The following is a 13,963-nucleotide window of genomic DNA, read 5'->3' as shown; positions in this document are numbered from 1 at the left end:
CCCTTCTTGCGGGGCGGGGAGACGGGTGTCCGGCAGAGCTGCATCGATCAGGGCCCCTTCTTGCGCTCGGGCAGCGCGAGCGACAGCGCGAGCAGCAGCAGCGCGGGGATGATGAGGAAGGCGTAACCCTCCTCGCGGTGGGCGGTGACCGTGTCCTCGCGCTGGCCCTTCGAGAGCTCGCGGATCCACTCGGACACGCGGTCGAGGCCGAACTTGTCGGGCTCGACGAGGACGTAGTCGCCGCCGGTGGTCTTGGCGATGTCCTTGAGGGTGGCCTCGTCGACGCGGGTCATGAGGTAGTTGCCCTGCTCGTCGGTGACGAAGCCGTCGGGGTTGCCCTCGCTGTCGAACTTCTGGATCGGTTCGCCGGACTTCGAGCCGATGCCGACGGTGTAGATCCGTACGCCCAGCTTGGCCGCCTCGGCGGCGATCTCGAGCGGGCGCGAGACGGTGTCTTCGCCGTCGGTCAGGAGGATGACGACCTGGTCGGACTCGGAGGGCGGGATGTCCTCGACGGCCTTGCCTTCCCTGGTCGGGATCGATTTGGTCGGGCCGCCTTCGGGACCGGCCGCGGCGGCGCGGCGGGCATCGATGAGGAAGGTGAGCGCGAGCTTGAGCGCCTTGCCGATCGCGGTGCCGCCGGGGTTCTCGGTGCGCGGGTCGGCCTTGTCGAGGTAGAGCTTGAGGACGCGAGCGTCGCGGCTGACGGGCAGGCCGCGCGCGGCGCCGGCGAACACCACCAGGCCGACGCGGTCGCCGCGACGGTCGGCCTCGTCGAGGAAGCGCTGCAGTTCGGCGGCGAGTCGCTCGCTGCGCGACGGGTAGACGTCGCGGGCGAGCATCGATTTGCTGTAGTCGACGGCGAGCACGATGTCGAGGCCGGTGGTGGCGACGATGGTGGTCTCGCCGCCGTACTGCACGCGCATGAGGCCGGCCGACAGCAGCAGCACCGCGAGCACGGAGACGACGGCGGCGACGACCCGGCTGGCATGGTTGACGCTGCCGACCAGGCGCTCGACCAGGATCGGGCTGCCGAGGCTGGCGAGGCCGCGCCGGCGCTGGCGGGCGGCCCAGAGGTAGGCCGCCGCGGCCAGCGGCACCAGCACGAGCAGCCACAACAGGTCCTCGCGGGCGAGCACGACCTCCTCGAAGAGGGTCAGGACGTCCTTCGTCTCGGCGTCCTGGGCCAGGTCGCGGACCACTTCGGCGGGGCTCATGCGCACCTCCGCGGGCGGGCTTGAGGGACATGTTCAGGAGCGCATGTCCCGAGGAGCATGCCCGGAAGGGCATGTCCTTGGAGACACGTGGAGAGGAGGGCCACGGGCGCGCGCGAGCGAGGAGTCCGGGAGAGCGCGGCCGGTGCTCGGGCGGCGGGGCTCGTGCGGGCCTCCGCGGCGTGCGCGAGAGACATGTCCGAGAGTGCATGGCCTCGGGGGCATGCTCGAAGGGGCATGTCCTTGGAGACATGTACGAGGCTGCTCATGGGAACCTCCGCAGGCGGGTCGAGCGGAGCAGGATGTCGAGCATGAGGAGGAGCAGGGCGGGCCACAGGACCAGGTGGAACAGCTGGGCGCGGATGTGCTCGCCGAGGATGACGGAGCGATCGAGCTTGTTGAGCAGGTCCTGGAAGGTGGTGACGAGGGCCTGCTGATCGACGGCGGTGTAGGCGTAGCCGCCGGTGGTGCTGGCGATCCGCTCGAGCCGGGCGGGGTCGGTGGAGGCGGCCTGACGGCCGATCAGGACGGTGTAGACGTGGACGCCGCGGTCGGCGGCCATGCGCGCCATCGAGTCGGGGTCGACGCCCTCGGCGTTGTGGACGCCGTCGGTGAGCAGGACGATGACCTTGCTCTCGGCGCCGGACTCACCGCTGCCGGCGTCGGGCTCCTTGAGGCGATTGAGCGCCTGGCCGAGGCCGGCGCCGATGGCGGTCTTGCTGCCGTCGAAGCTGCCGAGCTGCAGGCGACGCACGAGCTGGCGCAGCACGCCGTGGTCGACGGTCAGCGGCGAGACGGTGGTGGCGGTGGCCCCGAACGCGACCATGCCGACGCGGTCGTGGCGGCGGCGGGCGATGAAGCTGTCGATGACGTCCTTGGCCGCCTCGAGGCGGTTGGGGTACAGGTCGTCGGCCTCCATCGAGTCGGACAGGTCGAGCGCGACGACGATGTCGATGCCCTTGTGCTCGACGCGGTCGGTGGCGCGGCTCGACTCGGGGCGCGCCAGCGCGAGCGCCAGCAAGATCGCGGCGGCCAGGCGCAGGCCGTCGGGCAGGTGGGCGAGGCGGGCGGCCAGGCCGGGGCCGAGGCGGCGGGCCGAGCTCGCGCGCGAGAACCGAAGCGTGGCCGGGCGCGGCGAGACGACGCCGCGGATGACCACCGCCAGCAGGGGCACGAGGGCCGCCAGCAGCCACCACGGCGAGGCGATGACGACGTGGCGCAGGTCGGACCCGAGGTAGGCGGCGAGGCCCGCCAGCGCCAGGGCGACGGCGAGCCCGGCGAAGCCGAGGATCGGCATGAGGTTGCGCAGCACGGCGACGAGCCGCTCGGCGGGGGCGCTCACTCGTCACCCCCCTTGAACCGCGGCACCGGCTCGGTCGGGATGTCCGACTCGGGCGGGTACTTGTGGGCTGGCGCGGAGGACATGTCCTTTGCACCCTGGTCTTGGGGCAATGTCTCGGGGGCCCTGTCCTTCGGGACCTGGTCCTTGGGACCGGTCGTCGGGGCGGCCGCGACCGCGGTGGTGGCCACGACCATGCCGCGGGCCTGCTCGACGGCGGCGGCGGCCTCGGTCGGCGGCGGGGCGAAGCGGGCGAACTTGACGAGGTCGCACTGCTGAAGGAAGCGGATCACGTCGGTCGGCTTGAGCGGGGCGATCTCGGCCTCGGAGCGGAGCAGGGCGGCCCGCAGCTCGTCGGTGGTGCGCTCGAGGGCGTCGATGCCGAAGCGGCCCTCGAGGTAGCCCTTGAGGATCTCGGTGAGCATGAGGTAGTGCAGCTGGAACTCGCCGCGGCCGGCGTAGTCGGCCTCCTTGAGGCGATCGAGCGCGCGCAGGGCGACGCGGTCAGCCGGTTCGGGCGGCGGCAGGACGACGGGGCGCGGCCGCCGACGCCAGCGCAGCCACAGCAGCGCCGAGACGAAGCCGGCCACCAGCGCGCCGGCGGTGAAGTAGATCGCGGTCTCGGCGGTGTTGTTGGGGTATTCGAGCGAGACCGGGGGGTCCTCGCCCTGGCGCTTGGGGTCGGCCTCGTTGGCCAGCAGCGCGGTGACGCCGAAGTTGTGCGACGGGACCTGGGCGGTCTGCACGGCGCCGTCGGGGGCGACGTAGGTGATCGGGAAGCTCGGGGTCTTGCCCTCGCCGACGGCGAACTGCTGGATCGTGAAGGTGAAGACCTTGCGCAGGCCCTGGCCAGTGCTCTCGGGCTCGCTCTCCTCGACCGACACCAGGTACATCGGGTCGAGCTTGAGCCCGAGCGGGACGTTGACGGCGTAGCCGGTCGGGTAGGCGACGGTGACCTCGAGCTTGAGGAGGTCGCCGATCTGCGAGGGGTCGGGGGTCACGCGCGCGCTGATCGCCACCGGGCTGTCGAGGGCTGGCGCAGCGGCCATGTCCTCGGGGACAGGTTCGTCGAGCGGCGCGGCGGCGATCGGGGCGACGCTCGGCGCGGGGGCGGGTGCGGGGCCACGCGCGGGCGCAGGGGCGTCGGCGGGCTCGGGCGCGGGGCCTCGTGCGGGGGCGTCGGCGGGCTCGGGCGCGGGGCCTCGCGCGGGCGGAGGCGCGGACGGGTTCGCGGGGGCGGGGGCGTCGGCGGGTTCGGGCGCGGGGCCTCGAGCGGGCTCGGGCTCGGGAGCGGGCGCGAGGGCCGGGGCGAGCAGGGCGGCGAGCAGCAGACCGTGGACGAACGACAGCATCACCGGCGCATCCTCCGGGCCCGACGGGCGAAGAAGTTGACGAGGGGCTGCTGCCAGTTGTCGCCGCAGCGGATCGACATGCTGTCGAGGCTGAGCTTGCGCAGCAGTTGGTCGAGGCGGGCGCGCTCGGCGTCGACGCGGGCGCGGTATTTTTTTGCCCGTCGCGGGCTGAGGTCGAGGAAGCTGTCGCCGCCGAGGCCGAGCAGCTCGAGGTCCTCGAGGGCGACGAGGCCAAGGGCCGGCAGCTCGAGCTCGAGCGGATCCTCGACGCGAATCGGGATCAGGTCGTGGCGGCGGCGCACCATCTTGAGCGCGTGCTCGAAGGCGCGGGCGGCCTCGGGGGCGTCGTCGGGGACGGCGTCGACGAAGTCGCTGATGAGGATGGCGACGGTGTGGCGCTGACCGAGCCGCGCCAGGTATTCGAGGCCGCTGGCGACGCGGGTGGCCCGGCTCTGCGGCACGTGGGTCAGCACCTGCTGCACGACCGCGAGCACGTGCTTGCGACCGCTGCGCGGCGGGACGAACACCTCGACGCCGTCGGTGAAGCCGATCAGGCCGACGCGGTCGTTGTTGCGGATCGCCGAGAAGGCGAAGGTGGCGGCCAGGCGGGCCACCAGCTGGCGCTTGTCGTAGTCGCGCGAGCCGAGGTCGAGGCTGCCCGACATGTCGACGACGAGCATGACGGTGAGCTCGCGCTCCTCGGTGAACAGCTTGACGTGGGGCTCGCCGGTGCGCGCGGTGACGTTCCAGTCGATCGCGCGCACGTCGTCGCCGGGGGTGTAGGCGCGGACCTCGGAGAAGGCGACGCCCTGGCCCTTGAACACCGACTGGTACGAGCCGGCGAGGTGCTGGTTGACGAGCCGCGAGGTCTGGATCTCGATGCGACGGATCTCGCGCAGGAGCTGGGTGGTGCGCTCCTTCGCGGCCTCGGCGTCGCTCCGGCTCGGCGGCGACTTATCGGCGGACGGGCGGGCCATGGCGGCGGCTACGGGACCTGCACGTGCTCGAGGATCGCGCGCACGACCTCCTCGACGGTCTTGCCCTCGGCCTCGGCCTCGTAAGAGAGGATGATGCGGTGGCGCAGGATGTCGGGCGCGACGGCCTTGATGTCCTCGGGGCTGACGTAGCCGCGGTGGCGCATGAAGGCGTGGGCGCGCGCGGCCTGGAACAGGGCGATCGTGGCGCGCGGCGAGGCGCCGAAGTCGATGAACGGGGCCAGCTTCTCGAGGCCGACGGCGCCGGGCGTGCGGGTCGCGGCGACGACGTCGACGATGTACTTCTGGACCGGCTGCTCGACGATCATGCGGTCCATGGTCTGCTGGACCTGGGCGATGTCGTCGGGGCTGATCACCGGCTGGATCTCGACCTTGGCGGTGCTGGCGGCGCCGCCGATGCGCTGCATGATCTGCAGCTCCTGCTCGGCGGTCGGGTAGCCGACCTTGATCTTGAACATGAAGCGGTCGAGCTGGGCCTCGGGCAGGGTGTAGGTGCCCTCCTGCTCGATCGGGTTTTGGGTCGCCAGCACCAGGAACGGCTTCGGCAGCGGGTAGCTGGTGTCGCCGATCGTCACCTGGCGCTCGGCCATCGCCTCGAGCAGCGCGCTCTGGACCTTGGCCGGGGCCCGGTTGATCTCGTCGGCGAGCAGCAGGTTGGTGAAGACCGGGCCCTTGCGGTTGGTGAAGTTGCCGGTCTGATGGTTGTAGATGACGGTGCCGAGGACGTCGGACGGCAGCAGGTCGGGCGTGAACTGGACCCGCTTGAACTCCATGTGGAGGCAGCGGGCGAGGGTGCTGACGGTGAGCGTCTTGGCCAGGCCGGGGGCGCCCTCGAGGAGGACGTGGCCGTGGCACAAGAGGCCCATGAAGACGCGCTCGATCATCTCGTCCTGGCCGACGATGACCTTGTGGACCTCGGTCATGAGGCGCTCGACGAAGGCGCTCTCGCGCTCGACGAGGTCGTTGATCACGCGGATGTCGTAGGCTCCTACGGTCATGGCTGTCGCTTGCTGTGGCTGGAGGCGAGGGGGGCCGCGGCGGGCGGCGCGACCCGTGGTGCGCCGGATCTATACGCCCGGCCGCCTACCAGGCAAAGTGGCCGGTTATTTCCCGGTCTGCGGGTCCGCAGGCCGGCGCGCGGGCGCGGAGTTTTCGGGTGCCGAGCGCCGACTCGCGGATGCCGCAGCGGGACGCTCGCTCCCGGTCCGGACCCGCCGGGCGGGAGATCGGTGTCACGCACGGGCCGGGTTTCGCGGCGATTTCCGGCCGCCGGCGGCGAACGGGCCGGCGGCCGCGCACCAGCGCACACGCGCGGGTTTGACGGACGGCGGCCGGTGTTCTAAAAGGTCCGCCGCATGGTTGCCCCGCGCCAGCTCGAACGGCTCTTCGACCTCCGCACCGTCCGCCGCAACATCCGCGGTGGGCTCATCACCAAGGAACGCTACGAGGAGTGGCTCAAGACGCTCCCCGACGCGGCCGACAACGTCGCCACGGTGAGCTTCGAGGACGAGGAGCGTGAGGCGCGGCGCGCCGCTGCGCCGCGGTTCCCCGTGATTTCTCCCACGCGTCCGCTGGTCAGCGCGCCGTTCGACGAGGACGACGAGGACGACGACTACGACGATGAGGACGAGGACGACGGCGACGAGGCCGGTGAGGCTGACGAGGCCGACGAGGCCGATGACGTCGCCGCCGCGCCCGCCGCTGCCGCCGCTGCCGCGCCCGCGCCGGCTGCTGCCGCGCCTGTCGCTGCCGAGCCCGCGCCTGTCGCTGCCGAGCCCGTCGCTGCCGAGCCCGCGCCCGTCGCTGCCGAGCCCGAGCCCGTCGCTGCCGAGCCCGAGCCCGTCGCTGCCGAGCCCGAGCCTGCCGCTGCCGAGCCCGCGAGCGAGCCCAGCGAGCCCGAGGCTCCGGCGAGCGACGTGGTCGACGCTGGCGACGCCAACGACGAGGGCTGAGCGCGCGTGCGGGCGTCGGTGGTCGTCGGGTTGGTCGCGCTCGTCGCGTGCCGACCGCTCGACGACGAGCACGCGCCCTCACCTGTCCCTGCGGACAGCCCGCGAGCCGAGCCCACGCCGGGCCCGCCACAAGTGCGACCGCCGCGGCCGCCCGCGGCGCTGCCCGACTTCGCGGCGGTGACCGAGCAGATCGCCCCGTCGGTGGTCAGCGTGATCTGCACGCTGCCGCAGGCGACCGGCCGATCCAAGCGAGGGGTCGGCAGCGGCACGGTCGTGCGCGCCGACGGGCTGGTGGTGACGAACGCCCACGTGGTGCCGCTCACCGCCAGCGCGATCGACGTCGAGTACGCCAATCAGGAGCGGGTGCGGGCGCAAGTGATCCACCGCGAACCGCTGCTCGACCTGGCGGTGATCGCCCCCGAGCCGCCTCGCGTCGATCAGGCGCCGGTGGTGTTCCGCGAGCGACCGGTGCGCCCGGGCGAGTGGGTGCTGGCCGTCGGCCACCCGTTCGGCCTCGGTGACACGGTGACGGTCGGCGTGGTGTCGGGCCTCGGGCGCGACTGGAGCGACGTCGGCAAGCCGGAAGATCTGCCGCAGGACGGGTTCTTCAGCTTCGTGCAGACCGACGCGTCGATCAACACCGGCAGCTCGGGCGGGCCGATCGTCGACCTGCGCGGCGAGGTGCTGGGGATCGCCACCGCGGTCCGCGGCGAGGGCACGGGGATCGGCTTCGCCGTGCCGGCGCCGATGGTCCGCCGCTACCTCGAAGAGGTGCTGACGCACGGCCGCTTCCGCCGGGTCCGCCTCGGCATCCGCGCGGTCGACGACGACGAGTTCCCCGGGCGCATGGCGACGGTCAAGGTGACGCGCGTCGAGGCGGCCGGCCCGGGCGCCAAGGCCGGGCTGCAGGTCGACGACTTCATCCTCTCGGTCGCGGGCCGTGCGGTCAGCCGGGTGTCCGAGGTGGCGTATCTGACGCAGCTGATCGGTGTCGACGGGCCGATCGAGCTGCAGGTCCAGCGCGCCGGCGAGCCGCTGCGCTCGGTCACGCTGGCGCCCGTCGAAGGGCTGTGAGCGGGTTGGTCCCTGGGACATGGCCTCGCGGGCATGTCTTGAGGAGCATGTCGATCGTGGCGCTGGCCGAGCGCTCGCGCCACACGGCGACAGTTCAGCGATGGACGGCGGTCGACGACGATGCGTCGCGCGGCGGGGTGAATAGCGACCGCCGGATCGGGGCGAGCGCCGAGCGGCCGAATAGGTGGGCACGGCCGGGCATGTCCGCATGGACATGAACTGAAGGACATGCCCGATCGGGCATACTCAACAGCGACCGCTGGTTCGAAACATGCACTGAAGGACATGTCCGATCGGGCATGCTTTTAGAAACATGTCTGGGCGGGCATGTCCGCAGGGTCAGACGGCGCGGCGCTGGTAGACGTTGACGCGCAGGTACTCGCCCTCGGCGTGGCCGGGCCAGACGGGGTGGTCGGGGCCGGGGCCGACGGCGTGCACGCGGGCCAGGTCGCGGGCGCCGGCGGCCAGGAGCGCGGCGTCGAGGTCGGCGCGGCCGACGTGGTGCGAGCAGCTGCAGGCCAGCAGGAACCCGCCGGGCTGCAGGCGCGGGAGCAGGCGGCCGAGGCTGCGGGCCATGGCTCCTACGGCGCGCTCGCGCCCCTGCGAGCCGGTGGCGATCCGCGGCGGGTCGAACACGATCACGCCGAACGGCCCGGCCAGGTCGGGGTGATCGAGGGCGCCGAACATGTCGGCCTGGACGAAGGCTGTCCGATCGGCCAGGTCGTTGCGGGCGGCGTTGCGGCGGGCGAAATCGAGGGCGCGCGCGCTCTGGTCGAGGCCGACGGCGGCGATCCCGGCGGCGGCCGCGTGCACGACGAAGCCGCCGACGTGACAGCCGAGGTCGAGCATGGGGCCGGCGGCGCGCACGGCGAGCTGAGCGGCCAGGCGGCGGTTGTCGCGCTGATCGAGGTAGGCCCCGGTCTTCTGCGCCGGCGGGGCCGGGCAGCTGAACCAAAGGCCATGTTCCTGGAACTCGAGCGCGGCCTCGGGCTCGTCGGTCGCGGCCTCGTCGGCGATCACGAACAGGCGGCCGGGGGTGCGCGGGCGCAGGAACTCGAGGATCGCGGCGCGGCGAGCGGCGACCGCGGTGGTGCCGAGCTGGACCACGCGGTCGTCGCCGTAGCGGTCGACGACGAGGCCAGGCAGGCCGTCGCCCTCGCTGTTGACCTCGCGATAGGCGGTGGTGCCGGGATCGGCGGCGAGGCCGAGCTCGGCGCGGGCGGCGAGGGCGGCCGCGAGCCTGCGCTCGAACCAGCCCGCGTCGGGCGGCGCGGTGCCCCAGCTGACGACGCGCAGCGGGATGTCGGCGTCGACGGCGAGCAGGCCCCAGCCGAGGACGACGTCGCGGTGGTCGACGAGCTGCGCGAGGCTCGCGGGGTCCGGGGGTCCCCAGATCTTGGCGACCTGGCGCTGACGGATCCACGGCCCGGTCTCGGGGCCGATCCGGCCGGCGTCTCGCCGGAGTGCGACGCGAGTGGTCATGCGCGGGGGATTATGCGCGAAAAAGTTTTGCTATGGTGCCCCTCGCATGCTTCCTCTGGCGGCGCTCCTGGCCACGTGTCTCGCCTACGGCGCCTCGGGTCTGCCCGCGCCGCGCGGCAACACGGTGCTCGACATCGCCGAGAAGAAGCGGGTGTTCGGGGTGTCGATCATCGGCCGCATGGGCATCCTGATCGGCGCCGGCGACGTCTTGTTCGATCGCCGGCCGCCGCTCGGGTTCGGCTTCGGCATCGCCCTGCGCTACCACGCGCTGCGCCTCGGGCCGATGCGGTTCGGCTTCGAGTTCCAGGGCGGGCACACCCGCTTCCCCGATCGCAACCGCTTCACCGTGCCGGCCGATCCGACCACGCCGATCGATCCGAACACGGGCGCGCCGATCGGTCAGCAGGTGACGCGGGTCTCGTCGCTGTCTCACACCGACCTGACGCTCGGGCCATCCTTTCAGATCCCGGCGCGGGTGCTGGTGATCGAGTTCGGGGCCGGCGCGGGGCTGATGATCTCCAACTGGCGGCGCATGCGGTCGGCCAACCCGTGGGAGGACGAGCAGACCGTCGCCTACGACCCGCTGATCCGCGTCGGGGCCAGCATCGGCGTGCCGATCCGCAACAACCACGGGCTCGCGCTCGGGGTCGATTTCCAGAAGGCGTTCTCACGCACGCGGGTGGTGGTCGACCCGGCCGCGCCGGTCGGCACGCCGCCGGACAGCGTGGTGTTCGACATGCTCCTCAACGTGACGCTGGCCTACCAGGCATGGTTTTGAGGACAGGGAGGATAGGGACATGTCTATGAGGCTCTTGCCGCACCCGACCCGCCGAGCGCCCGAGGGGCCGGTGGTGTGCGTGGTGCTCGACGGGGTGGGGATCGGTCGCGGCGACTTCGGCGACGCGGTGGCTCAGGCGCGGACGCCGACGCTGGACCGCCTGCGCGGGCTGCCGTCGTTCACGAGCCTCCTGGCCCATGGGACAGCCGTGGGCATGCCGAGCGACGCCGACATGGGCAACAGCGAGGTCGGCCACAACGCGCTCGGTGCCGGCAGGATCCTCGATCAGGGGGCCAAGCTGGTGACCGAGGCGATCCGGTCCGGCGCGATCTACGGGGCGGAGTGGCGGCGCTGCGTCGACACGGTCAAGGCCTCGGGCGAGCCGCTGCACTTCATCGGCCTGCTGTCCGACGGCAACGTCCACAGCCACATCGGCCACCTGATCGCGATGCTCGAGCGGGCGGCGATCGAGGGGGTGGCGAAGGTCCGCGTGCACGCGCTGCTCGACGGCCGCGACGTGCCGGCCCGCTCGGCGCTGCCGTTCATCGACAAGCTCGAGGCGGTGCTGGTCCGGCTGTCGCAGGACGGCCGCGACTACCGGATCGCCAGCGGCGGCGGCCGCATGGTGGTGACGATGGATCGCTACGAGGCCGACTGGCGGATCGTCGAGCGCGGCTGGGACGCCCACGTGCGCGGGCTGGGGCGCCGGTTCGGGTCGGCGCGCGAGGCGGTCGAGATCCTGTACAAAGAGACAGGTCTCGACGACCAGAACCTGCCGGCGTTCGTGATCGCCGACGAGGTCGGACCGGTGGGGCCGATCCGCGACGGGGCGGCGGTGATCCTGTTCAACTTCCGCGGCGACCGGGCGCTCGAGCTGACGCGCGCGTTCGAGGAGGAGTACTTCGACAAGTTCGCCCGCGGGCCCAAGCTGCGGGTCGAGTTCGCCGGGATGACGCAGTACGACGGCGATCTGCGGCTGCCGTCGCGCTTCCTGGTCGCGCCGCCGGCGATCAGCGGGACGATGGGCGAGCTGCTGGCCGGCGCCGGGGTGACGCAGCTGGCGATCAGCGAGACTCACAAGTTCGGCCACGTGACCTACTTCTGGAACGGCAACCGCTCGGAGCCGTTCGACCCGCAGCGCGAGCGGTACATCGAGGTGCCGTCGGACGGGCCGCCGCTCGAGCACCGGCCGTGGATGCGCGCGGCCGAGATCACCGACCGCCTGATCGCCGAGCTCGACGCGTACAAGCCGGGGTTCGTGCGGGTCAACTACGCCAACTGCGACATGATCGGCCACACCGGCGACCTCGCGGCGACGATCCTCGCGGTCGAGTCGGTCGACCTGTGCCTCGGCCGCCTCATCGAAGCGGTGCGCGTCCGCAAGGGCATCACGGTGGTGACCGCCGACCACGGCAACGCCGACCAGATGTTCGACCTGCGGACCGACGGGGCCTACCAGGTCCGCACCAGCCACTCGCTCAACCGGGTGCCGCTGGTCATCGCCGACTCGCGCATGCACGGCGGGGGGCCCGAGCTGGCGCCGCCGCCGTCGGCCGGGCTCTCGAACGTGGCTTCGACGTGCCTGGAGCTGCTGGGCTTCTCGCCCCCGGAGTCGTACCGGGCGTCGCTGCTGGCCCGGTGAGCGTGCACGCGCCCCTGGGCCCGCGCACGCATGCGGACGCTCGCAGGCGGAGGACCTGCGTGACGAGCCGGTGACACCGGCGAGAGGCGAGCGCCCGAGGCGGCGCGGGCAGCGAGCGGGCGAGCGCTTGCCGCCCGGGACGCACTTGGGTACTGTGCGCGCGAGCGGTTTTCAGCAGCCATGATGTCTCTCTCTCGCAGCTTCCCCAAGAACGTGTCCTTTGCTCTCGCGCTGGCTGTGGCGGCCGGTTCGCTCACGGCGGCCGGTTGCGGCGGCAGCAGCTCCCGGCGCAAGGGGAAGCAGTCCGCGGCCCGGCAGTGGATCGACAATCCGACCAGCGGGAAGAAAGAGGGCAACACCATCAAGATCCCGCAGATCGGGCTCGAGTTCGAGATCCCCGACACGCTGTACGTGTTCAAGAACTGCGAGGAGACCGGCCACTCGAAGGGTGAGCTCGAGAGCAACCCGGGGTGGGTGACGGTGGCGTCCTGCTCGTCCGGCGGCGCCGTGTCGAGCTCCGACGAGGACCTCGGCGCCAGCGCTTCGTCGGACAGCGAGGCGATCGCGCTGACGTTCTACCTGGCGCCGAAAGAGCGCCCGGTCGACGAGCGCGCGGTGGCCTACTACCGCAACCAGTACCAGGAGGCCGGCCTCAGCATCGAGGACCTGTCGTTCAACGACGGTTACTTCGACAAGACCGGCATCTACGCCAAGCTGCAGGTGACCGACGAGTCGGGCAACGCGACCCGCGAGATCCAGCAGTTCATGTTCCCGTACGGCGACGTGCTCTACATCGCCCGCACGGAGTACCCGTACGGCGACACCCGCGCCATCCAGCAGGACTGGAAGGCGATCATGCCGTACTTCCGCGTGACGCTGCAGCGCTGAGCGGCTCGCCGCGGCGCAGCACGAGGCGCTTCAGGCCGCGCAGGCCGAAGCTCGGCGCCCACTCGAGCGGCCCGGGCTCGCGCGTGAAGGCGGGCACGCGCGCGAGCAGCTCCTCGAAGACGACCCGCCCTTCGAGGCGCGACAGCGGGGCGCCGACGCAGAAGTGGATGCCGTGGCCGAACGAGAGGTGGGCCGGCTGACGCTCGATGTCGAAGCGCGCCGGCTCGGGGAACTGCGCCGGGTCATGGTTGGCCGCGTCGACGAGGACGCCGAGCACGGCGTCCTTCGGCACCTCGACGTCGCCGAGGGTGACGGGGCGCCGGGTCGTGCGCACCAGCATGACGACCGGTGAGCGCCAGCGCAGGACCTCCTCGAGGAAGGCGGGGATCCGCGCCGGCTCGGCGCGCAGGCGCGGGAGCACGTCCGGGTGCTCGAGCAGGGCGACGACGCCGTTGCCGATCAGGTTGGTGGTGGTCTCGTTGCCGGCGACCATCAGCAGCAGCGCCATCGTCAGCACCTCCTCGGCGGTCAGCGCGTCGCGCTCGGCCTCGGCGCGCACCAGGTCGCTCAGCAGGTCGTCACCGGGCGCGCGGCGGCGGTGCTCGATCATCGCGTGGAAGAACGCGATGAACTCGCGGCGACTGGCGACGACGCGATCGATCTCCGCGGTGTCGAGGTGCCCGTCGAGCCGCGAGCCGAGGAGCAGGTCGTCCGACCAGCGCTTGAACTCGACGCGCCGCGCCGGGTCGACGCCGAGCAGCTCGCTGATCACGATCACCGGCAGCGGGACGGCGAGGTCCTCCATGAGGTCGAAGCTGTCCTTGCGCGCGAGCTCGTCGACGAGCTCGCGCGCGAGCTGGCGGATCCTCGTCTCGAGGCTTTGGACCGCCCGCGGGGTGAAGGCGACGTTGACGAGCCGCCGCAGCCGGGTGTGATCGGGCGGGTCGAGGGCGACGAGCGAGCTGCTGGCCAGCATCTCCACGCCCTCGGTGAGCCGGGGGTCCCGCAGCTGCTCGAGCGCCGGCGTGCGCGAGGAAGAGAAGAGGTCGGGGGACTTGAGGATGTGCTGGACGTGGTCGTAGCGCGTCACCAGCCACATGCCGATCTGCGGCACGTGCAGCACCGGGGCCTGCTCGCGCAGGCGGGCGTAGACGGGGTACGGGTCGGCGAGCATGGCGGGGCTGAAAAGGTCGTGGGTGTCGGTCATGGCGGTACCGCAACGATTTGTTGCGATCGTAGGGTGACAC

General features: G+C 72.1%; 12 protein-coding genes. 5 read left to right on the top strand and 7 right to left on the bottom strand.

Going from position 1 to position 13,963, the window contains the following annotated elements; translation table 11 throughout:
- Positions 1–47: 47 nt before the first annotated feature.
- The 5 genes from POL25_RS27025 to POL25_RS27005 form a co-directional block, all read right to left on the bottom strand.
- On the bottom strand, positions 48–1,217 hold the full coding sequence (locus POL25_RS27025; RefSeq protein ID WP_272089094.1) for a vWA domain-containing protein: 1,170 nt from the start codon (positions 1,215–1,217) through the stop codon (positions 48–50).
- A 262-nt stretch (positions 1,218–1,479) separates the two neighbouring features.
- Positions 1,480–2,556: a VWA domain-containing protein gene (locus POL25_RS27020; protein WP_272089093.1), complete on the bottom strand. Its 1,077-nt coding sequence runs from the start codon at positions 2,554–2,556 to the stop codon at positions 1,480–1,482.
- A complete protein-coding gene (locus POL25_RS27015) occupies positions 2,553–3,908 on the bottom strand; it encodes a hypothetical protein (protein WP_272089092.1) in 1,356 nt (451 codons plus the stop codon). The genes POL25_RS27020 and POL25_RS27015 overlap by 4 nt, the downstream gene beginning before the upstream one ends.
- On the bottom strand, positions 3,905–4,882 hold the full coding sequence (locus POL25_RS27010; protein WP_272089091.1) for a DUF58 domain-containing protein: 978 nt from the start codon (positions 4,880–4,882) through the stop codon (positions 3,905–3,907). Before POL25_RS27010 ends, POL25_RS27015 begins: the two co-directional genes overlap by 4 nt.
- Positions 4,883–4,890: 8 nt before the next feature.
- Entirely contained in the window at positions 4,891–5,898 is a 1,008-nt protein-coding gene (locus POL25_RS27005) for an AAA family ATPase (protein WP_272089089.1), read from the bottom strand.
- 357 nt (positions 5,899–6,255) lie between these two features.
- Between POL25_RS27005 and POL25_RS27000 the strand changes: the two genes are divergently transcribed.
- Entirely contained in the window at positions 6,256–6,852 is a 597-nt protein-coding gene (locus POL25_RS27000) for a hypothetical protein (RefSeq protein ID WP_272089088.1), read from the top strand.
- 6 nt (positions 6,853–6,858) lie between these two features.
- On the top strand, positions 6,859–7,926 hold the full coding sequence (locus POL25_RS26995) for a S1C family serine protease (RefSeq protein WP_272089087.1): 1,068 nt from the start codon (positions 6,859–6,861) through the stop codon (positions 7,924–7,926).
- 339 nt (positions 7,927–8,265) lie between these two features.
- Here POL25_RS26995 and POL25_RS26990 read toward each other — a convergent pair whose 3' ends face one another.
- On the bottom strand, positions 8,266–9,408 hold the full coding sequence (locus tag POL25_RS26990) for a class I SAM-dependent rRNA methyltransferase (protein WP_272089086.1): 1,143 nt from the start codon (positions 9,406–9,408) through the stop codon (positions 8,266–8,268).
- A 46-nt stretch (positions 9,409–9,454) separates the two neighbouring features.
- On the opposite strand from POL25_RS26990, the gene POL25_RS26985 reads away from it, so the two are divergent.
- From POL25_RS26985 to POL25_RS26975, 3 genes are all read left to right on the top strand, one after another.
- A complete protein-coding gene (locus POL25_RS26985; RefSeq protein ID WP_272089085.1) occupies positions 9,455–10,186 on the top strand; it encodes a hypothetical protein in 732 nt (243 codons plus the stop codon).
- A gap of 19 nt (positions 10,187–10,205) precedes the next feature.
- On the top strand, positions 10,206–11,828 hold the full coding sequence (gene gpmI, locus POL25_RS26980) for a 2,3-bisphosphoglycerate-independent phosphoglycerate mutase (RefSeq protein WP_272089084.1): 1,623 nt from the start codon (positions 10,206–10,208) through the stop codon (positions 11,826–11,828).
- 213 nt (positions 11,829–12,041) lie between these two features.
- Positions 12,042–12,716 (top strand): hypothetical protein, encoded by a 675-nt coding sequence (locus POL25_RS26975; RefSeq protein ID WP_272089083.1) that lies wholly within the window; start codon positions 12,042–12,044, stop codon positions 12,714–12,716.
- On the opposite strand, the gene POL25_RS26970 is transcribed toward POL25_RS26975, so the two are convergent.
- Positions 12,682–13,923: a cytochrome P450 gene (locus tag POL25_RS26970; protein WP_272089082.1), complete on the bottom strand. Its 1,242-nt coding sequence runs from the start codon at positions 13,921–13,923 to the stop codon at positions 12,682–12,684. The two genes, POL25_RS26975 and POL25_RS26970, sit on opposite strands and share 35 nt — an antisense overlap.
- Positions 13,924–13,963: the final 40 nt, after the last annotated feature.

Origin of the sequence: Nannocystis bainbridge, assembly GCF_028368995.1 — a bacterium.
Taxonomy (GTDB): domain Bacteria; phylum Myxococcota_A; class Polyangia; order Nannocystales; family Nannocystaceae; genus Nannocystis; species Nannocystis bainbridge.
Note: the sequence above shows the minus strand (reverse complement) of the source record. Positions and strands in the feature narration are given on the sequence as shown.